This is a genomic window from Allocoleopsis sp. (assembly GCF_036703385.1).
In the GTDB taxonomy this organism is placed as follows: Bacteria; Cyanobacteriota; Cyanobacteriia; order Cyanobacteriales; family Coleofasciculaceae; genus Allocoleopsis.
In genome coordinates this window covers 24,071-44,454 of the sequence record NZ_DATNPA010000486.1, presented here as the reverse complement: position 1 = coordinate 44,454, position 20,384 = coordinate 24,071, and the positions used below count along the sequence as shown (strand labels likewise).

Here is a 20,384-nt window from a genome sequence, read left to right as displayed (position 1 = left end):
CTTAGATGAGCTGGTAGATTAACCAACCAAGATGCAGAGAAGTCGGAACGAGAACTAAATTAGCGATCGCACAAAGCGCACTACCGACGGCGATCGCATTGATGACGTCAGCAACAAGGAAGAATAGGGCGCGAGCTGAGCTTTGTTATCGTTCAAGAGTTGTAGCTAAGTTCCTGCGATACGCTAGAGCTAATCGAATACTAAACTATTAGCCTTCCTCCTGAATACTTCGCTCAGGTAAAAATTCATCATCTATTACTTCTGCCAACTCATAAGAACACTGCACAGGGAAAGTCTCTAATGGCAAACCGGTTTCAGCTTTTGCTTGTTTGACAGCTTCTATGTAACACTCAGCAAAGATACTCTCCAGATATGGCCTGAGGCTGGGAGATTCTTTCAATGCTTTCTTGATACGCCTGCGATGCTCAATAATGCTACCTTCCCAACTGCCACTTCTACGCTCAGGTTGGTATTGCCATTTCAGTAAGTGAAGGAGGACTACAATCAAGTTGCTCTCTAAACTTCTCCGTTCACTCCTCCCCATGTCCTCGATTTCCTCAATCAAATTCTCCCAGTCCACATCTGCATAGTCCTGACTCCGCAATTTTTCTACAGTCGTTTCTATCCAGCGCAGGTAATCTGCTTCATATAGAGTTTTGCGATTGAATTGACTTGGAGTCATAGCAGTTTCCATAGAAGATGTTTTTGACCACAAACTGAGCCGGAAAATCCAGATATTTCTGCATTGTAGTCCGTGGGGCGAGCGTAGCGGCTGGAGTAAGAGCATTGCTTCCTTACGACAAATACAGCGGGTTGGCGAGGATAGCGACGTAAGGAGCGTCGGCGTGATACTAGCGCTGCGGCTGAAAGCAGCTCGCACTGAAGTAGCTAACGGCACACTATCATTTATTCCCTGGTGGATTGTTGTAACTGATGCAAGATGTCAAATTGACACTCTTAACTGCACTTAATCATAAACAGCGATCGCTCGGTATAATGCCTCAGTATCTTCTCTTGATACTCTTCAAGTGATTGCAATCTACCCAGGCAGTTTCGATCCGATTACCTTAGGGCACCTCGACATTATCGAACGTGGCTCAAGGGTCTTTGACCATGTGATTGTTGCAGTGCTGCGCAATCCTGATAAATCACCTTTATTTACCGTACAAGAGCGAATCGAGCAAATTCGCCGATGCACACCACACGTGTCTAATGTAGAAGTGGACAGCTTCGACGGTTTGACCGTGGAATATGCGAGACTGAGGAATGCTAAAGTGCTACTGCGGGGGCTACGAGCCGTTTCAGATTTTGAGAAAGAGCTCCAGATGGCTCATACTAATCAAACCCTCTGGGATGAGATTGAAACCGTTTTTCTCGCTACCTCTAACGAGTACAGTTTCTTAAGTAGTAGCGTAGTGAAGGAGATTGCCAAATTTGGCGGCTCTGTCAATCATCTTGTTCCTCAGCAGGTTGCGCTAGATATTTGCCGATGTTACACCGAGACCCATCCCGGAGCGACCCCCCCGACCGAGACGAATCCAACAACTCAGGTGAACCACCCTCGAATGGATCGAGAGGTGTAGATATCCAGCGGGAACTCAACCGAATGGAAGAGATCCTGATCGTCGATAGCTGGCATATCCCCTTGACCAGACGCACGGTGGTGGATGAAGAAGTGTTGTTGGCTCAACTAGATTTAGTGCGGGAAAATTTGCCTGCTGCGTTTGAAGACGCGGAAAAAATTGTCCGTCAGCGAGAAGAAATTCTCCTGCAAGCGGAAGAATATGCCCAAGAAATCATGGAAACAGCAGAGCGACGGGCTGACCAGATTTTGGATGAAATGGGCATTATTCAGCAGGCGGAACTTGAAGCTAACCAAATCCGCAAACGAGTGCAGCAAGAATGTGAAGCCATCCAAGAACAAACTCTGGCTGAAATTGAGCGGATGCGCCTGCAAGCGCAACAAGAACTAGAGCAGATGCGCCTGATGGCTCTTGCTGAGTGCGAGGATATTCAAAACGGTGCCGATGACTACGCCGATGCCGTCCTCACCAGTATCGAGCAGCAACTCACTGATATGCTTCGGGTGATTCGCAATGGGCGTCAGCAGTTGCAAGGGGAACCTCCTCCCGATTATCCACCCGAAACAGACCCTGGCACTTCTGTCTCACGCCCCTCGTCGCCTTCACCCAAGAAGATTTAGGAGCCAGGGTAGGGCTTTTAAGATGTTCCAGATTCGCTTTCATGGAATGCATTTGTATCTACTCCTGGGCGAGTTTCACTAAAGTTGTTTGGGAAACTCGCTCAAGCCCAAGGCGATGCCCGTGGCAAAGAGATTAGCTGATTAAGATAAAAACATATTGAGCCAGTAGGATTCCAGACTTAGCTCTCAATCCCTGTTGGAAACATGGCAATTTATGTCGAGATTTGTGAACTTGAAGCCGCCTCTAGTCCTGAAACGCTGACTCAACCTTGCAAAAAATAATATATTGCTAAAAATGCAGGGGAAACACTTGACGCCCTAATTGGGTCGCTTTGAGCAAAATTAGTAAATAGCTACTCTCACACAGCGTGAAATTACTCATTATGAAGTTTAAGCTCAACAGCTCTGGTGGCAGGGCATCTCGGCATTCTCACCACAGCAAATGGATCGGTTCGGGACGTTCCATCAAGACAATTGGACAGAGTACTCTATTTTCCCTGTGCATTGCTCTAAGTTGGGCTTTCGCTACACCGGCAAGAGCCGCTGAACGCCTCACTCTGCGCTTAGGGCCTTTTGAGCAATCTGTTGGGGTCGATGAATTAGAAACCTTTGCGGAGACGGGCGAGTTGCCCTCCGTCCTCAAACCCTACGGTGCGGTGCTGACTCCACAGGTGCGGCAGATACTGACTAGGCACCTGCAAATTGATCCCAACATGACCGAGAAATTTCTCAACGACCTGCTTCGATCTTCCGATGGGGCAAGATTACTCGAAAAAATTGGTCTAGCTCTGCCCGAAAGCCGAGTAGACCAACTCAAAGCAGCGTTGTTTTTGGCGTCCAGGCAAGCGAATGGTCTTTCTGTAATTGGTTTCTTAAGGGCTTACCCAGAGAAGAACGTGACGGTAGATGCCACAGAAGCGCTTTCTATTGCCCTTCAGTTCAACGCCTCCTACTGGCAGAGCCTTGCGATTGGTCCGATGCTCAAGCAAGAACTGGCTGTCACAGACGACGCTACCTTCCGCCCCAGCTTCGATCCAACAGCCCTCGGTTCCCAATACGTGCGGGAGGAAACTCTAGTCCTGCGAGACCGACAACGACAGCGTACAATTCCTGTTGACCTCTACTGGTCACGGGAGACTTCTGGCCCCCTGGTCATTCTCTCCCACGGCTTTGGTTCCGATCGCAATTTTTTAAGCTATATTGCTCGTCATTTAGCGTCCTATGGGTTCACTGTCGCTTCCATAGAGCATCCTGGCAGCAACTTTACCTGGCTTAATGGTATCTCTCTGGGTGGCAACCCAGGCGATTTGTTATCCGCCTCGGAATTTATTGACCGTCCCAAAGATGTCAGCTTTGTGCTAGACGAGTTTGCCAAACTGAATCAGGAGGAGGATGGCCCTTGGCAGGGCAAACTGAATACTCAACAAGTCACTGTTATTGGTCACTCCTTAGGGGGCTACACGGCCTTAGCCTTGGCTGGGGGAGAGCTAAACTTAAAAGAACTACGGCAGTTTTGTAAAAACCGTAGTCCTATTGGACGATCGCCCGCTGACTGGTTTCAGTGTGCTGCGACTGATTTACCGGGCGATCGCATCGAGCTACGCGATCGGCGGGTGGTGCAAGTGATGGCTCTCAACCCCATGACTGGACGCTTGTTTGGCAATAAGGGTTTAACTCAAGTAACTGTCCCCACCTTAATTTTGACTAGTACAGAGGATGCGATCGCGCCTTCACTCGACCATCAGTTACGGTCTTTTGCTCAGTTAGGCGGCCCCAAGTATCTTGTTTCTGCGATCGGTGGCACTCACTTGAGTGTCACTGACCGAGCCAATCTCAACGAAGCTCTGGCTCGAAGCACTCTCGTCAAAGAGCATATCGGTAAAGAAGCCGATCCGCTACGGCAACTCTTAAAAGGTGTCAGTTTAGCCTTTGTCAAACAACTGACGCCAGAAGCCAAACAGTATCAACCGTTTTTGTCCCCCGCCTACGCTCAGTCTCTCTCAACTCCGACAATGGCTCTGCGGTTCAGTAAAGAATTACCGACAACAATGGCAACCTGGTTTCAAGTTTTAGCCGTGGGCAATCAGCAGATTGCTATAAGTCTTCCTAAAATGAATGAATTTCCCCTTATTAGTGCGATTAAATCATTCTTCTTCCCTTCCAATAAAGTAGTGACTAGAGCCCATTCGAGTACGGGGCAGCTGAATCACGTCTTTACAGACCTCATCAATAATAACGAGAATTCCTCGACTGGCCTCAGCTAAAGAGTTGTCAACTGACAAAGACACAAAATCTCAGTTGCATATACTACACGGTAGGGTCACGTCGCTGCGCTCCAATTCGTAATTGATAATTCGTAATTCGTAATTGATGCCCCATAAATAAATTTAGGGGCTTGGATATTGATGCTGCGCCTGATTTTGTTTTACCTAAATAAAGTTAGGGGCTTGCGACCAAAATTAATTAATTACGAATTACGAATTATAGCTGTCGCCATAAAGGTTAGGACAGATCTAACGGCTGTTGCGACGACGTACCAGTAATAAACCTTCTGCCCTCCGCCTTTTGCCTTTTGTTATATTTTGGTCACAATATATCGTGACCCTACAAAAAACTGTATTGGACTCAAAGGGCAATCCTAATACTAAGTTGCAGTCAAAGATAGGAGATAAAGAGACAACCGATAATCTTCGTCAGTGTTTGCGAAATTCGATGATATTTTCTTTAATGGAAACATCATAGCCTTCATAAAAATCTTGACCCAATAGTCCTTCTTCCATTGCTGGAGGCGCGACAACCACTGACATATTTTTTTTGATTCGACCGTCGATTTCCAGGGATTTAAGAGTAGTTTTAGAGACGACAATAGCTGCACCGTCAGCAACAGTAACCTGGGTAAAACCTTGAGGCTTTAATTGTAATGAATAGGCAATTTGTTGCGGAATTAAGGTAACATTAGCCCCTGTATCAAAAAGCATTTCAAATGTACGTAAGCCATTAAAAGTAACCTCAATGATGGGGGTTCCGCCCCTTCTCCCTTTGATAGGAATGGAAAAAAACTGTGGATTGATATCACCCTGCGTAGTTTTTTTCATCAGCGGAGCTGCTTTTTCCTTCGCTTCTCCCAGAAAACGCTGATATTGAGGCAACTTTTTTTGAGCGATTGCGTGCTGAGGGCTAGAAGCTGGTACCTGTTTTAATAAGTTAATTGCCTGTTGCCAGGAGTTGACCACTAGTTTCCAATCATCGCGGGAGACAGCTGATTTGCTGATTGTAGACGCACCGGTAGCGATATCCATTGCGCGATCGTAAGCGTCGGAATTTGGAGAAGGTGTTACCGTAGGCGACGCAGCTACCTTTGGAGGACGCGGATGCTGGGTTTTAAGAACTGAAGTTAGGTTAGCAGACGGGCTGGCTGATGAACTGGCTGGTGAACTAGCTGATGAACTGGCTGGTGAACTAGCTGATGAACTAGCAGAAGGGCTGGCTGATGAACTAGCAGAAGGACTAGCTGATGAACTAGTAGAAGGCCTGGCTGATGGACTAGTAGAAGGGCTGGGAGAATTTTCAGCGGACTCGCCAGAGCAGCCAACACTACCCAATGCCAGAAGACTGGATAGAAGAAGCAGAGTGCCCGTATTGGTAGAAGGTTTCCACATGATGAATAGTTTTGTGCAAAGAGAGGAGATTGCTTAGATTTCCAAGTCTTATCTCTTTCGCTAGATAGATGTCAATCATCAATTTTACTTAGTTGCTAGAGATAGGCTCAGGAAGAGGGGGATAGGGCAAGAATTCTTCAACAGGGATAGTCATAAGTAATTGCTCGTGAACGGCTTACACCACAACGCCTAGAAAATTCCTCTTTGCCTCCCCCTCCCTATGTCCCCGCCCTCCTGCATCAGGGTAGATTGAGGTCTCTGATTCCCTTCAGAGAATATCTGCTAGTTGCCTTACATATCAAGATGCTGCTTTGTAGCTTCGTATGTCAGTGTACCGCCTAGGAAGGTCATCACATCTGGATCGGCATACAGAGTCGCTAAATCATCTAGGTCGTTCCAGGTTAAACGCCTAAGGATGAGTCGAGGAGTTTCAGTTATGATCATTGTTTGTTTCAGCTATCAAGCCTTCCTAAAAAAACTTAATCACTGACTGTCCCTGCTGTCAGCCTCTGGAGCACCACGGCTGGCCTAAGTGCGATCGCATGGGTTATGAAAAACCCGTTACAATTCGGTAACACGGTTGGCCTAAGTGCGATCAGCTTCGCTGGTGCCCCTTGGGCAATCGCACGTTTCATAAAAGCGGTTACTAGTAAACTCTTCTCGTAACCAACGCATCTCTCATAAACTTGCGTCGTATGAGGAGGGCTTTAGTTTCAGATACAAGTCCTATGAATTAAAACTAATAATATTTCCTGGAAATAAAGTACCCTCTCGTACCGATTCAATTTTGTTATTAAATTCTAGGTCGTTGGTGCGCTTCCAAAACGTATTTTTTTCTTGCCCTTTAATACAGCGACTATGCCCCACGTTCCATGATTATGAATCGTAGATACAATCCCTAGGGAAAATGTTACTGTCTGAACCGTCATCGGGAAACTTAACTACGAATTACCAATGACGAATTTTTTAGGCGACCCTGTAAAACTGCATACGCTCTGAGCCGCCAGAGCTATAGGTGGAAAGAGTGGAACTGTTTCATGGAGTGTCCAACACATGGCGAAATGTGACTACTGCGGAACAAATATCTTATTTGGTGGCGTTCGATATCAGAACTATCGATTCTGTAATGAGAGCTGTCAACAAAATGGCTATGCGCTCATTGCCGCTCATCAAATTCCAGTAGAGGTTTTAGAAGAGCAAGTCAGAGGCGTCCATCAAGGGATGTGTCCGCGTTGCGGGGGTCGAGGGCCTGTTGATGTACATACATCACACCGCGTTTGGTCTGCATTGGTGTTAACTTCTTGGGTCAGCAGGCCCCAGATTTGCTGTCCCAAGTGTGGACGAACTGAGAAAATCAAAGATGCCTTATTTTCATTGTTTTTGGGATGGTGGGGATTTCCGTGGGGGCTCATCGTAACGCCCATCCAAATCCTGAGAAATATAGCAGGTTTGTTGCGTCAACCTGACCCGTCTAAACCCTCGCATAAACTCCGTCGTTTGATTCAGATACACATTGGCAGAGGGATGATGCAATCGCGATCATAAACAAAAGATAAACAGTTGTGACTTACGCCAACTGCTAAGCAGTTGGTGTGTTCGCCAATTAAAACAGAGTGAGAATAGCGTAAGTAAATTAAGTGAAGTCTTATTAGTAGACAAATAAACTAAAGAGAATGCGAAAAGTCTAGGTAGCCATAAAGCTATCTAGACCCTTGCTAGTAACCAGTCAGGATACTAAGCCTTTATGTATTTAATTGACATGCCGCCAGCCGTCAGGATGTTGGTCATGCTTAGGCTTTTGACTTTTAAAGAGCTTAGTCGATCGCCTGCTTTATTTTGTCTTTGATATCTTCTTTAGCATGGCTAGCTTCAGCTTCACTTTGCTTGGCTTTCCCTTCAGCTCTATCTTTAGGATCGCCAGTGATATTGCCTAGTGCTTCTTGAGCTTTACCTTCAAGATTTTTGCCAGTGGCTTTTGCTCTATCTTCGGTACTCATAACTTTATTGTCCTTTTCTTTCAAAATTTGTTCTTTCAAAATTGGCTCTTGAAGAGAATTAGCAAAAAGTCTTTGCAAATTTCTTCTATTTGTATCCAAGTTATCTGAAATGATTTACATTTTCGTCAGTCTATAGAGGTATTAGATGTGAACTCCCTCTCTCCCAATATGGAGAGAGGGAGTAAAACTCTAGTGCAGGGCGGCAGAAATAACTGACTAGTTAGCAGCACAGCCAAGACTAGAAAGTCAAAGGTTTTTTCCTACTGCCCTCTACGTCGGGGACATACTCCTGATCGCTTTTTAGTAGCTGATACATAGTTAGCTGAGTTAAAACCAGGAGAAGATTAACCGAGATTGACTTTAACAACCTTTGTTTTTTCGGCTTCAAATTTTGGTAAAGTCAGGCTTAAGATGCCATTCTTATACTCAGCTTGAACCTTGTCATTTTGGATGGGAGTCGGTAACGGAATGACTCGCCGGAAGTTACCATACCGAAATTCGGTACGGGTGACGCCTTTTTCCTCCGTTTGCGTCTCAGATTGCCGTTCACCGCTAATTGATACGGCTTCGGCAGTTACTTGCACATCCAAATCCTTCGCTTCCATACCAGGAACTTCCAGTTTTAGCTGGATTGCTGCTGGAGTTTCCTGGATTTCCGCAGGAGGAATAAAAGCGACCCCAAGGTTTTCCTTACTGGTAGTAGTCGGTGATAAGCTTTCAAACAAACGGTTCATTTCCCGCTGTAGGCTGTCAATTTCCCGGAAGGGTTCCCAACGAATCAGTGCCATAGCTGTTTCCTCCTAATGTTGATGCTGTGGTTTCAGAGAATACAGTTCTGAATTCCTGTTTCTGATAAATAGAGTATTGCAAGAGACAGAACTCATCAATGCGGTTCTGACGAGTGGATTATTCGTAATTCCCGAACATAGGTTTACTACCGTAAAGCTATTAGTTTACTGGTATGTGCTTGGAAATACTTTGATGAGGGCAAACAGGCTGACCCCCTCTTAGAAGAAGAGTGATTGCCTAAACGCTACTCTGTGTTCCAAGGAGAATCTAGTAGGCCAACGTCACAGCCCTCTTGGACACTAGCGTGTTCCGTTAAGCTAACGTAGCCGCTCCTTAAGAAGAAAGCTGATCGCCAATTTTAGGTCAGCGATCGCAAGAACGTTGGTAGAATAATACGTAGTGATATAACCTGCCTTAACCGTCTAAGTCTCTCTACTCAGAGAGCTTAAGTTTTTATTAATATCAACCCCCTCAAACTAATAACTTTAAATAAATTCAATTAAATACACGGAGCAAGTTAACATGATTCGTCAAATACTTCTCGCTTTAGGTACCACAGCTGTAGTTACTGGCTTAGCCTCCGCAGCCAACGCGCAGTCAGCTAGACCAACTGGTTCTGAGCCCAGTTCAGTGACGCTGTCGGGTCAATCCCTGCGCCAAGTGGAAAATCGCTCCATCAACGGCGATTTCCAAACCTTCTTTAGCGGAACTTCCCAAGGAGGGGAGTATCCTGTCCAAACAAATGTGGGTCGAGTGACGAAATCTCCATCCACAGCCCCAATCGGTGACGGGGTAGAAGTGATCTTCGATGATACTCTCGACCCCAGTAGCGCTTTCAGCTTCCCAAATTCTGGATATACCAATGACAGTGGGCAGGTGAGGGTACTCGTTCGTTAAGGCGGAAGTTGACCAACCCAGAGGTCAATGTTCGCTCGAAGTCTGTAAGGGTGGGCAAATTTACGTCAGCTCATCCTTCGACCTTTAGTTTTGGAAGGTCAACTCATCCGCATGGCCTATTCCTGGATGTATCATCCGAAAGTAAAAAAATATTTAGGGCTGTAATGCTCTCGGAATAAGATTTATTGTAATGTATAGCTCAAGTATTTCCTCTAGAGCAGATATTGTTCCCGTAACACCGAAGCCATTTTCATCACTACCGTGCTATATTAATGAGTGAGAATAAATTCGGTGGCAGTGTTTGTTGATAGTATTAATAGGCTTTTTCCTTTTGCTCCTGGCAGGCTTCTCTCCGAAATCTAAATCTCTACACACCTCAGATTTGGGAGAAAACCTATGTCAATTTATGTAGGCAATTTGTCTTACGATGTCACGCAAGAAGACCTGAATGGTGTTTTTGCAGAGTATGGTTCAGTCAAGCGGGTTCAGCTACCCACTGACCGTGAAACAGGCCGTGTACGCGGCTTTGCTTTTGTGGAAATGGGAGCAGAGGCTGAAGAAACGGCTGCCATTGAGGCACTTGATGGTGCTGAATGGATGGGTCGTGACCTGAGAGTTAATAAGGCCAAGCCTCGTGAAGACAGAGGGTCGTTTGGTGGTGGAAACCGGGGAAATAACAGCTTCTCTCGCCGCTACTAAGCTCAATGGCTCTCGCCCTAGTGAGTCTTTCTTTGCCTTGCTAAGCTATGCAGGGCTAAGTAGAAATTAAACGAATCTCAATCGGTCTCACTGATTGGATTCAAGCGATAAAAGGTTTAGGCATAAAAGCTTAAGCCTTTTTTGTTTGAGACAGAAAGAAAAAGAAAACGCACGCAAAATTCCCCAGCACGAGCCGGGAGACAAAGGTGATAAGCTATTCCACATTTAAATTACATAGTTGGGACGGGCAAGATGCCCATCCCACAAGATTTTTGTCAACAGCACTAGTGCAAACTAGAGGCTGAGCAGCTTACCTGTGATGTTCCTGAAGTTGAAACGGCTATCTCAACAGCGGATGAATACTGTCTGCCACCGAAAGAAGTTGACTCTTTTTCAGAGGGGTCTAACACGGCGGCTGGAAACTATCAGTACTATAGGTACTAACAATCCCCAGCTAAGCCATGACCGATCGCGCACCTACCTATATTCTCGCCCTCGACCTCGGTACTACAGGCAATCGGGCAATTCTATTCAATGCTGAAGGCGCAATTGTTAGCCAAGCGTATAAAGAACTAACTCAGTATTACCCGCAACCCGGTTGGTTAGAACATGACCCCAGAGACATTTGGGAAGATACCTTGTGGGCAATGCAGACAGTGTTGCAGAAGGCGGGGGTGGCAGCTTCTGCTGTCGCGGCAATTGGGATCAGCGTGCAGCGAGAAACCTGTTTGTTATGGGACAAAACGACAGGACGACCTTTGCATAATGCGATTGTATGGCAAGACCGTCGCACCGCACCCCTATGCCATCAGTTAGCTGAGCAGGGTTATGCAGCTGAAATTTGCGATCGCACCGGCTTAGTCCTGGATGCCTACTTTTCTGCCACTAAGCTGGCTTGGCTACTAGAGCATATTCAACGACAGCAAGACCCCCCCATTGACCTAGATAACATCCTGGCTGGAACCATTGATACTTGGATTCTCTGGAACTTGACAGGAGGCCGAGTTCATGCAACAGAACACAGCAATGCCAGCCGCACGATGTTGATGAATCTAAAAGAGCAGCAATGGGATAGCAAGCTGTTAGCACTCTTTGGTATTCCAGGGCATCTGATGCCGAAGATTCAGCCAAGTTTGGGGTTATTCGGTTACACCCAGCCTGAGTTGTTGGGAGATGCGATACCAATTACCGCGATGTTGGGTGATCAGCAGTCGGCCTTATTCGCTCATGGTTGCAATCGCCCCGGTTTGCTCAAGTGTACCTACGGAACGGGATGTTTTCTAATTGCTCATACAGGTGAACAGTTGCCGCGCTCGCAAAATCAACTGCTCTCCACTATCGCTTGGACACAGCCAGAGATTGAGGGGGAGGGAGTCGGAGAAAATTCTCTCCATTCCTCGGATTACAAAGTCGGCTATGCCTTGGAAGGCAGCATCTTCACAACCGGAGCCTGTATTCAGTGGTTGAGGGATGGGATTAAGGTGATTACGGCGGCGGCGGATACGGAACTGATGGCACAGCGAGTCGCGGATAACGGTGGTGTTTATTTTGTCCCGGCGCTCAGTGGATTAGGTGCACCCCACTGGGATATGAATGCCAGAGGTGCGTTTTTTGGCATTACGGGCGGGGTGCAGCGGGAACATATGGTGCGATCGGTACTAGAGGCGATCGCATACCAAGTGAAAGAAGTCGTACAGGCCATGAATCAGGATACCAATATCGAAATTGCTCGGTTAAAAGTAGATGGAGGAGCCTGCCAGAATAACTTCTTAATGCAGTTTCAAGCAGATGTCTTGGGTATTCCTGTAGAACGTCCAAAAGTCCTGGATGCCTCAGCTCAAGGAGCAGCCTTTGCGGCTGGTTTAGCGGTGGGATTTTGGCAAGATTACACGGCACTCACGTCAAATCGTCAAATTGATCGCGTTTTCCAGCCGGGTGAAGGGGTTACCCAGGCACAGGGGTGTTTTCCCACCTGGCTCGAAGCGGTTTCAAGAGCTAAGCACTGGGCAAAATAACACTTCCAGAGAACGCCAAGATGTGGCGGCACACAGATAAGCTGTTGTGCATTTAACTTGCATGACTTGGACGGGCAGGATGCCCATCCCACAAGAAATCTCTTCCCTACTCTTGGAATCTGCAATTTAGATGAGGGTTAGCTTAGCCTCAACGGTTTTGTCTGTTGCCGTGATGGCTTTCAACACCACGGTTTGCTCTAATCTCTCTGAGCAATATGAACAGTTTGATTCTTGCTGCGCCCTGAATGCCATGTTCATCAGCGAATCGCTGAATATCTTGCATCTCTTCTTGAGTGAATCCGGCTGCCTGGTGGCGCGGCTCGGGAAACAGATTTTTGTTGGGCTTCGTTTCAATACTCATAAAATTCCCCTCTCTTAGTAATCACGATTAACCCTTTAATTGATTAACTCTTTAGTTTCAGAGTAACCTTGCAATAATTTGCAGTTAATCGCTTTTCTTAAATGTGTTTTTATAAAATCCTGGTTTTATGAGTACCTAGCTTCCTAAACTCGGCTAATTTAATTCTATCAGATATAAATCGAATTTTGGTCTAGCTAGAACCTAGCTCATCCGCATGGAAATGAGAGCAATTTAGTGTCAATTGTTAAGAGCGGTGAGCCTTGATTTAGGGGAGAAACAAGCGATTATAAAAATACCATACGGAAAAATAGTATTTTCACAAATTCTTCACACTTATTTCATAGACTCAAAACTACTGCTTTTATGCCCTCACCCTTGGAAGATCCGGGAGGGCATTTTTTTAGGAAATTCTCAGATTGTTCGTTTCTTCTGTGCCTATTTCACAAAATTTTCACAGCCGATTAGTACATTGTTAGTTGGAAGCTTTTGGACTACTAATTTGCCCTCCTTCCGTGCTTGGGGGGCAGTTTTTTTTTACTTATTTCCACCCAAATCCCCGGTGACCTTCCTACTGGACTGATCGTAAGGAACTTGTAGACGCCCCTTGAACAGGATGTAAGTCATTGTGAGTGGCGGCAGACGACTTGTGTGATCTGTATTTTTAGGGCTGTGGTGCTTACCCATCCTTTGAGGTAATGCCTTACGTTTGAGCGTCTACTACGCGACTAGGCAATTGCTCAGGCTCGCATCGCCCACGTCTAGCGCTTAGCAAAGATTCCCAATCCGAAATAACAAGACTGTAATGAGCATTTTTCCATTTTTACCGTGATCTGATATCTGTCCTCGGATGGTGGCTTAAAGGTTACAACAGCAACAGGATCAGCCGTGGGTGTGACCATAATGCTTTTGCCTTCCCTGTCTTTAATCGCCAGTCTGATCTGATCGCAATTGCGATCGCACACAGCGACGAAACTATACTCGCGATTCGGATAGAGCAATACTGTCTTTGGTGCTTCGGCTTTGCGAGACAATTTCGCCACATTAGTAGGGAACGATAGCTGATAGCCCTCATCTTTTGCGGCTTTAATGGCGTGTTGAAGCTGATTACTCACTTCTTGCTCATATTGCTCTAGAGGTTTGGCGGTTGCCGCTCTATTGAGCAGAGTGCTAAACAGCACAGCGATAGTCAGAAAAATCAGAGGCTTAATTTTCATCGGATTGACCCGCTGGATACCTCGTCCATACGTTACATGGGCGGGGAGGAAAGCGAGGCGGGGTGTAACGCTTTCCTTGGACAAATTAGATAGTGTATCGGTTCCATTTTTCCCATGAACACGGCTACAATGCTTGTGGCTCATTACTGACAGCTTTCTAAACCTTCCTTAAACGGTGATTGACAAGTTCAGAGGCTAGTTGAATAGCCGCTTTCATACTTGTGGCATTGGCAATACCTTGACCTGCAATATCAAACGCCGTGCCGTGATCGGGAGAGGTACGCACAAAAGGTAGACCAATGGTGGTGTTGATAGCTCGGTCAAAGGCCATGAGTTTGACAGGAATTAAGCCTTGGTCATGGTAAAGCGCCAGATAGGCATCTGGAAGATTTTGGATTTTAAATTTTGGGTCTTGGATGGAAGAGCCATACCATGCTTGCCCAGCCTTGACCCAAAGCGTATCGGGTGGGACTGGCCCGTCAAGCCACAGTTTAGGGCGTAACTGACGCTCTTGCTCTAGCCAAGGCATGAGCCAATCTTGTTCTTCACGACCCAACTGCCCTTGTTCGCCACTATGAGGATTTAAGCCAGAAATCGCAATCCGAGGTGTCTCGACGCCAAAATCAACCTGTAAACACTCTACGAGCAGGTCCAGTTTTTTGCTCATTAAGTCCGGCGTTAGGGTATCTGGGACTTGACATAGGGGAATATGTGTGGTCACAAGAAGAGTGCGAAGTAACCAAGCGGTGTGAGGCGATCGCGCCACAAATAACATCCCAAATCGCTCAACTCCGGCATACTTCGCCAGAACTTCAGTTTGTCCCGGATAATCATGTCCTGCAGCCTTCCATAATGACTTGGCGATGGGGGCGGTGACGATACCATCAAACTCACCTGCAAGGGTACCCGCGATCGCCCTTTCTAAATAGGCAAAACTTGCCGCACCACTCGCCGCCGTCCCAACGCCTGCCGTAATTTGACGCTCAAGGGCTGCCTCTAAAGGAATATCGAGAATCGATAATCGTTCTGGATCAACCAAGGTCTCTTTATTTTCCAGGGTTTGCCGCAGTTGGGTGTAAGTGGTTTGCAAAAGCGATCGACTGCCTATGACCGTAATTTCACAATCGTTCGTTACTTCTGGATCGACCAATGCCTTGAGTATCACCTCTGGGCCAATTCCCGCTGGGTCTCCCAATGTCACCGCTAAGTGAGGACGCTCTGGCTGTGAGCGGTTTTTTTCTGTAAAGAAAGTTTTCTCGGTCTTCATTTTTGGATTTCCCCTCCAATTCTGAGCCACGACAACCATTGGTAGCACCTGTTCCTGGAGATTGACTCTCGCGCTGTTCTACAATACACCCAATGAGTCTGGATGCTTGAGAGCATCTAGTTCCAGGCGGCATGAGCAGGCTTACTGATTAGGGTGTAAGCTTTCAGACTGCTCCAACTGTTTGGCGATCGCTAAGCACAGGCTTGGCAAATACCTTTGCTCCTTGGGGCGATCGCCCTTTGACACACACTTTACCAATCCATTAGGAGATTAAAAAGAATGAACGGTGAGATGTTTAACGCAGCAGTATTGTCTTTTACCCTGATTTTGGTTGGTTTGGGATTGGGCTTTTTACTGCTCAAAATCCAGGGAGGCGAGGAGGAAGCTTAAGGCTTGAGCCGATGTGAGGTGAGCAGGGCAAGCCAGAGTAATGCTTGGTTTTGTCCCTCCATCGGCCTTCTGCGAAACTAGAGTTTTGGCAAGGTTAGAGTGCTTTGAGTGACTTTTACATGGAATCGATCACCGATTTCTGATAAGATTATTGAGAAAGTTTAAGATTCTTTACTAAAATTCCTTGATGAACTTGTTGGTCGTAGGTGCAACTGGCACCCTGGGAAGACAGGTGGTTCGTCGTGCACTCGACGAAGGCCATCAGGTCCGATGTTTGGTACGCAGTCCCAGAAAAGCTGCCTTTCTCAAAGAATGGGGAGCCGAACTTGTACAAGGGGATCTCACCGCTCCCGAAACCCTAAAGCCCGCCCTCGAAGGAGTCACAGCTGTTATTGATGCGGCAACATCGAGAGCGACAGACTCTCTCACCATCAAGCAGGTGGATTGGGACGGTCAAGTTTCATTGATTCAAGCCGCAGCGGCGGCGGGTGTTGAACGCTTTATTTTCTTCTCAATTTTAGATGCTCAAAATTTTCCGAATGTGCCATTGATGGAAATCAAGCGGTGTACGGAACTTTTCTTGGCTGAATCGGGATTGAAATACACGATTTTGCGACCTTGTGGCTTTATGCAAGGGCTAATTGGTCAGTACGCCATTCCGATTTTAGACAAACAGGCAGTTTGGATTACTGGGGAGAGTTCTCCGATTGCTTATATGGACACTCAAGACGTTGCCAAATTTGCAGTTCGCGCCCTTGAGGTTCCAGAAACGGAAAATAAAACTTTTCCCGTCGTAGGGACTAGAGCTTGGGGAGCTTATGAGATTATCCGCCTGTGTGAGCGCTCGTCCGGGAAAGAAGCCAAAATTGCTCGACTCCCCCTGAATTTACTGCGGACAGTGCGCCAGATTCTGCGATTTTTTCAGTGGGGTTGGAATGTATCTGATCGCTTAGCCTTTACCGAAGTGTTGGCAAACGGGAAACCCCTGGATGCTCCAATGGATGAAGTTTACCAAGTATTCGGTCTAGACCCCAAAGAAACGACAACCTTAGAAGCTTACATGCAAGACTACTTCAGCCGAATCATGAAAAAGCTCAAGGAGATCGAATTCGAGAAAGACAAAGCGAAAAAGAAGAAAAAGACTCCCTTTAAAACTCAGTAAAGGATGTTTTGACAGAGAAATGGCGATTATCATATATCAAGATAAAATAAGTTGATAAGCAAAAATACTGGATTCCTTCCTCAAGGCATTCCCTGAAACAGGCATAGGAGTGATGGATGAGTGTTACTCTCTCTACTCCGTGCCTCTTTACGTAGTCGCTCTTGTAGTGAACCGTTGGTAAGTATTGCCAGGGAAAGTCCTTGTTCAAGGTCACACCAAAGCGCTAGTTCAGTTTACTTGACCCCTACGCAGACTGGTGAGCATACCCAAAGCAGGCATCATTTATAACGATCTCAAACCCGTAGCTTGTCGCCTTGCCGTAGAGTTGCAAGACAAGTTGAGTGCGGCAGGTTGGGACGTTTATATGACGACAGGAGTCGGAGGAATTCTGGGTTATTCACGCCCTGACTCGCCGATTTGTCATACACCAATCGATAAATTGGCACCTCCTGGTTTTGATGAAAAGATGACCTTTGCGATCGCATTGGGAGGAGATGGTACAGTTTTAGCGGCGTTTCGCCAGGTAGCTCCCTATGGTATCCCGTTGCTCACCATCAATACCGGTCACATGGGTTTCTTAACTGAGGCTTATGTGAACGAGTTGCCTCGTGTCTTGGAAAAGTTACTCACAAGAGAGTATGAGATTGAAGAGCGGACGATGCTGGCGGTTCAGGTTGTTCGCAAGGAAGCGATTTGGTGGGAAGCGCTGTGCTTGAATGAGCTGGTACTTCATCGGGAGCCGTTGACCTGTATGTGCCATTTTGAAATTCAAATTGGGCATCATGCATTGGTAGATATTGCGGCAGATGGTGTGATTCTCTCCACGCCGACTGGCTCGACGGCTTATGCGCTCAGTGCAGGGGGAGCGGTGGTGACGCCTGGGGTGCCGGTGCTGCAATTGGTACCGATTTGTCCTCACTCGTTGGCGTCTAGGGCATTGGTATTTGCCGATAGTGAACCGGTGACGATTTTTCCGGCAGCGCCCAATCAGCTAATTTTGGTAGTAGATGGTAATGCGGGGTGTTACGTGTTACCGGATGATAGTGTCAAGGTGGAGCGATCGCAATTTTCAGCTCGATTCATTCGCTTGCAACCCCCGGAGTTTTTCCGAATTTTACGCGAAAAGTTAGGTTGGGGTTTACCTCACATTGCCAAACCTACATCGGTAGAATTGCCATAGAGAGAAATTCTCTCAGGCTGAACCCATGACGGCAACACTCATTCAAAGTTAAAATCTTTGAAGTAATTTATTTGTGAGTCTTAGTAGGACTGGAGAGAACGTTGATTCTCTGAGAGGACTATCATTAAAATTATTGAATGAAATTCCCAAGGTTAAATGTAAAGACGGCTCTTTAGAGGCAACAGCCTTATGCCAATGTCCCCTTGGCAGATATAACAAGTCTCCTGGCTTTAACACGCACTCCAAATACGGTTTTCTTCAACGATTCAACTGGACTTGCCACTTCTTATAGCCTTGAATTTGCAAAACGAAAACATCAAAGCGATCGTAGTGTAAGTGAGCGCCAGGACGATTAGGATGCAAACAGAATGCATACGTCTTTGTCGAAGCTTTTAGCTCTTCCGCAATCTGCTCAGACAACTCTCTAAGGTTTATTTTATATTTTTACAAGCAATCGATAATTTTTCTCCGCTAAACCAAAGTTCCAACCCAAGAAATCTCCTGAGATAAAATTCTGCTTGGTGGAAAAAAAGGATTTAGGAGGCGGGTGAGGCGAAGGCGAGCCGGGGCGATCGCAGGAAAAAAGTCATGCCAGGATTTGTGACTTTCTTCCCTGATGCTTCCAAGGAAGGATTCCTATCATTAAGGCAGTAAATACTTTCAGGAGAATGGAGTATGAATCCTAGGATTACAATAGCCACATTGATATTTCCACTGGGATTGATATCCTTAATAGCCAAGCCCGTCTCAGCTAGAGAAATGGCATCTCTCCCATTAGTGAAGCAAGCACCTTTGGTTCTCGCTCAAGCCTATAATAACCACCGCCAGTATGACCAACATCAGGAAGCTCGTGAGGCAATTCGTCGAAACGAAATTCGTCGGGATGAAATTCGTCGGGATGCACCTAAGAGAGTTTGGATTCCTGGGCATTGGGAATCAGGCTTCTTAGGAATAGGTCGTAAATGGGTTGAGGGTCATTGGGAGTTCAGGGGGTGACAAGCGCCCTAGAATTCTTCCTCTATCAGCGTTGTGAGCAGTGGTGTAAAAGTTCGTAAATAACCATTGCTCTTACTATTCCCATCTCAAAGTGAGCAGGAACAATTCTGGGAAAGTTTTTTGACGATCGCCCAAGGAGTACAAGCGTTGTTGATCGCTCCTCTGCTCTTCTACACGCCAACAGATCAACCCCTTTCGTTGCTGCTACCTGCTGTTACACAATCAGGTTGACATCATCGCGAAAGGGGTCAGAATGGGTTACCCACTATTGGCCTAATTCTAATGTCGCTGGGTTTAGGCTGGTATCACAATCACTCTACTTTCGGGCGAGACGCCGATATTTGTCTAAAACGTTGGTAATCTCTTTAACCCGTCGCATCTGATCGCCATAGACACATTGCCACTCCGTTACCGGACGATTCTCTCGGGCACAGATACCTAACAACCCCGATGCTTGGTTTATACCCTTTTCTATATCTAGCTCATTATTGGAATTGAGGTAGAAAGAGGCAGTTCTTGCCCAAGCGATCGCTTCAATTCCGCTTAGCCCTCCCCGGCGTGCGATCGCCAAGGCTTTAGGAAAGAAACGGGAGTGAATCGGGCTTGCCTGATTGTATAAATCTGCCGTGTTGAGCAAGGCTTCGATATCCTCAATTGGATTAATCCCAACGGCGTTTAAATCTACCAACTGAACAGGCAGTGCATTGCGCGATCGCTCTAAGCACATTTGCTCCGCCAAAGCTATATTCCCACCACTACGCCCTTGGTCACTACATGGGCCAAAATTGGTCACCACAGCACCCCAAGATAAGTTTCCCGGATCGGTATGTCCGAAGTAAAGTGGCGTCTGCTGCACGTAGAGGACGCCGTTTTTTACGACCAATCGATAATTTCCCTCAGCTGCACCAATTGCTACCATTCCTAAGGAGGTAGGGGTGGCAAACAGAGGGGACAAGGTAATCAGGCTTTTCTGAAGATTGAAAGGAGGAGCAGGGATTTTCTGAGTACCCCTAGGCTTTGCTGAAGCTGTTTTGCCATTCCTAGGCTTTGTTGAAGTGTTTTTGTCCTTCTTAAATTTCGTGGAAGCTTCTTTGTCATCTCCAAGTTTTGTTGAAGTTTTTTCGCCATTCTTAGGCTTTTTTGAAGCTTCTTTGTCCTTCTCAGGCTTCGTAGAAGCTGTTTTGGCATCCTCAGGTTTCGTTGGAACCTTTTCGCCATCCCCAGCTTCCATCGGGAAATCGGATTGAGGTATGGGCGGCGGTGGCATAGGAGCCGACAAATTGAGGACTGTCATTTCCTCTGGCGTGATAGCCGCCGCTTGGAGGCGATTAGCTTCGTCGGTAGCCTTGGCGCGATCGCTGTTGTGTTTACCAGGCGTTGAGAATAATAAAGCGGCAAGGGCAGCAGTCCCCACCAAACTCAGTAACGTTACTCTTGATAACCAAACCCAAATAGACATGAATGAGCCATGAATCTCCGACCCAACATTTTAGCAGTGAGTGTTTGAGTACAGAGATTGCGTTGTGACAGGTCATCATCATCATTACGCATGACA

The 20,384-nt window shown here is 46.6% G+C and carries 21 protein-coding genes and 2 pseudogenes; 11 read left to right on the top strand and 12 right to left on the bottom strand.

Features of this window, described 5'->3' with window-relative positions; translation table 11 throughout:
- Positions 1-208: 208 nt before the first annotated feature.
- Positions 209-682, bottom strand: a complete 474-nt coding sequence (locus tag V6C93_RS23900) for a DUF29 domain-containing protein (protein WP_333479175.1) — start codon at positions 680-682, stop codon at positions 209-211.
- 346 nt (positions 683-1,028) lie between these two features.
- On the opposite strand from V6C93_RS23900, the gene coaD reads away from it, so the two are divergent.
- The 3 genes from coaD to V6C93_RS23885 all read left to right on the top strand — a co-directional run bounded on the left by coaD (position 1,029) and on the right by V6C93_RS23885 (position 4,467).
- Positions 1,029-1,583, top strand: coding sequence for a pantetheine-phosphate adenylyltransferase (coaD, locus tag V6C93_RS23895; protein ID WP_333479174.1), 555 nt, complete (start codon positions 1,029-1,031; stop codon positions 1,581-1,583).
- A gap of 23 nt (positions 1,584-1,606) precedes the next feature.
- The gene (locus V6C93_RS23890; protein ID WP_333479173.1) at positions 1,607-2,203 is read left to right on the top strand and encodes an ATP synthase F0 subunit B; all 597 of its coding nucleotides are present in this window, start codon (positions 1,607-1,609) and stop codon (positions 2,201-2,203) included.
- 383 nt (positions 2,204-2,586) lie between these two features.
- Entirely contained in the window at positions 2,587-4,467 is a 1,881-nt protein-coding gene (locus tag V6C93_RS23885) for an alpha/beta hydrolase (protein WP_333479172.1), read from the top strand.
- 429 nt (positions 4,468-4,896) lie between these two features.
- Here V6C93_RS23885 and V6C93_RS23880 read toward each other — a convergent pair whose 3' ends face one another.
- The 4 genes and pseudogenes from V6C93_RS23880 to V6C93_RS38440 form a co-directional block, all read right to left on the bottom strand.
- Entirely contained in the window at positions 4,897-5,502 is a 606-nt protein-coding gene (locus V6C93_RS23880; RefSeq protein WP_333479171.1) for a retropepsin-like aspartic protease, read from the bottom strand.
- 651 nt (positions 5,503-6,153) lie between these two features.
- Complete coding sequence (locus tag V6C93_RS23875) at positions 6,154-6,306, bottom strand: GNAT family N-acetyltransferase (RefSeq protein ID WP_333479170.1); 153 nt, start codon at positions 6,304-6,306, stop codon at positions 6,154-6,156.
- A 35-nt stretch (positions 6,307-6,341) separates the two neighbouring features.
- Positions 6,342-6,497, bottom strand: coding sequence for a hypothetical protein (locus tag V6C93_RS23870; protein ID WP_333479169.1), 156 nt, complete (start codon positions 6,495-6,497; stop codon positions 6,342-6,344).
- Between the two features lie 100 nt (positions 6,498-6,597).
- Positions 6,598-6,803: pseudogene (locus V6C93_RS38440) on the bottom strand (cupin); the annotation flags it as partial.
- Between the two features lie 112 nt (positions 6,804-6,915).
- Here V6C93_RS38440 and V6C93_RS23865 point away from each other — a divergent pair.
- Complete coding sequence (locus V6C93_RS23865; protein WP_333479168.1) at positions 6,916-7,407, top strand: hypothetical protein; 492 nt, start codon at positions 6,916-6,918, stop codon at positions 7,405-7,407.
- Between the two features lie 269 nt (positions 7,408-7,676).
- Here the strand turns inward: V6C93_RS23865 and V6C93_RS38435 are convergent, their stop codons facing one another.
- Both V6C93_RS38435 and V6C93_RS23855 read right to left on the bottom strand, forming a co-directional pair.
- Positions 7,677-7,859, bottom strand: a complete 183-nt coding sequence (locus tag V6C93_RS38435) for a CsbD family protein (protein ID WP_349262825.1) — start codon at positions 7,857-7,859, stop codon at positions 7,677-7,679.
- Positions 7,860-8,203: 344 nt separating this feature from the next.
- Complete coding sequence (locus V6C93_RS23855; protein ID WP_333479166.1) at positions 8,204-8,647, bottom strand: Hsp20/alpha crystallin family protein; 444 nt, start codon at positions 8,645-8,647, stop codon at positions 8,204-8,206.
- Positions 8,648-9,170: 523 nt separating this feature from the next.
- Here V6C93_RS23855 and V6C93_RS23850 point away from each other — a divergent pair.
- The 3 genes from V6C93_RS23850 (at position 9,171) to glpK (ending at position 12,259) form a co-directional block, all read left to right on the top strand.
- Complete coding sequence (locus tag V6C93_RS23850; RefSeq protein WP_333479165.1) at positions 9,171-9,545, top strand: hypothetical protein; 375 nt, start codon at positions 9,171-9,173, stop codon at positions 9,543-9,545.
- Positions 9,546-9,941: 396 nt separating this feature from the next.
- Positions 9,942-10,244, top strand: coding sequence for an RNA-binding protein (locus V6C93_RS23845; RefSeq protein WP_333479164.1), 303 nt, complete (start codon positions 9,942-9,944; stop codon positions 10,242-10,244).
- A gap of 461 nt (positions 10,245-10,705) precedes the next feature.
- Complete coding sequence (glpK, locus tag V6C93_RS23840) at positions 10,706-12,259, top strand: glycerol kinase GlpK (protein WP_333479163.1); 1,554 nt, start codon at positions 10,706-10,708, stop codon at positions 12,257-12,259.
- A gap of 148 nt (positions 12,260-12,407) precedes the next feature.
- On the opposite strand, the gene V6C93_RS23835 is transcribed toward glpK, so the two are convergent.
- The 3 genes from V6C93_RS23835 to pdxA all read right to left on the bottom strand — a co-directional run bounded on the left by V6C93_RS23835 (position 12,408) and on the right by pdxA (position 15,101).
- Complete coding sequence (locus tag V6C93_RS23835; RefSeq protein WP_333479162.1) at positions 12,408-12,620, bottom strand: hypothetical protein; 213 nt, start codon at positions 12,618-12,620, stop codon at positions 12,408-12,410.
- A gap of 758 nt (positions 12,621-13,378) precedes the next feature.
- On the bottom strand, positions 13,379-13,978 hold the full coding sequence (locus V6C93_RS23830; protein ID WP_333479161.1) for a hypothetical protein: 600 nt from the start codon (positions 13,976-13,978) through the stop codon (positions 13,379-13,381).
- 13 nt (positions 13,979-13,991) lie between these two features.
- Entirely contained in the window at positions 13,992-15,101 is a 1,110-nt protein-coding gene (gene pdxA, locus V6C93_RS23825; RefSeq protein ID WP_333479160.1) for a 4-hydroxythreonine-4-phosphate dehydrogenase PdxA, read from the bottom strand.
- A gap of 279 nt (positions 15,102-15,380) precedes the next feature.
- Here pdxA and V6C93_RS23820 point away from each other — a divergent pair, with 279 nt between their 5' ends.
- The 3 genes from V6C93_RS23820 to V6C93_RS23810 all read left to right on the top strand — a co-directional run bounded on the left by V6C93_RS23820 (position 15,381) and on the right by V6C93_RS23810 (position 17,833).
- Positions 15,381-15,491, top strand: coding sequence for a PetM family cytochrome b6-f complex subunit 7 (locus tag V6C93_RS23820; RefSeq protein WP_190497622.1), 111 nt, complete (start codon positions 15,381-15,383; stop codon positions 15,489-15,491).
- 187 nt (positions 15,492-15,678) lie between these two features.
- Positions 15,679-16,653 (top strand): SDR family oxidoreductase, encoded by a 975-nt coding sequence (locus V6C93_RS23815; RefSeq protein WP_333479159.1) that lies wholly within the window; start codon positions 15,679-15,681, stop codon positions 16,651-16,653.
- A gap of 262 nt (positions 16,654-16,915) precedes the next feature.
- On the top strand, positions 16,916-17,833 hold the full coding sequence (locus tag V6C93_RS23810; protein WP_349262824.1) for an NAD(+) kinase: 918 nt from the start codon (positions 16,916-16,918) through the stop codon (positions 17,831-17,833).
- A gap of 48 nt (positions 17,834-17,881) precedes the next feature.
- Here the strand turns inward: V6C93_RS23810 and V6C93_RS23805 are convergent.
- A pseudogene (locus V6C93_RS23805) lies at positions 17,882-18,253 on the bottom strand (JmjC domain-containing protein).
- Between the two features lie 255 nt (positions 18,254-18,508).
- On the opposite strand from V6C93_RS23805, the gene V6C93_RS23800 reads away from it, so the two are divergent.
- Positions 18,509-18,829 carry a hypothetical protein gene (locus tag V6C93_RS23800; RefSeq protein WP_333479157.1) on the top strand — a complete coding sequence of 107 codons (321 nt, stop codon included), beginning with the start codon at positions 18,509-18,511 and terminating at the stop codon, positions 18,827-18,829.
- Positions 18,830-19,145: 316 nt separating this feature from the next.
- Here the strand turns inward: V6C93_RS23800 and V6C93_RS23795 are convergent, their stop codons facing one another.
- On the bottom strand, positions 19,146-20,288 hold the full coding sequence (locus tag V6C93_RS23795; protein WP_333479156.1) for a hypothetical protein: 1,143 nt from the start codon (positions 20,286-20,288) through the stop codon (positions 19,146-19,148).
- Positions 20,289-20,384 lie beyond the last annotated feature (96 nt).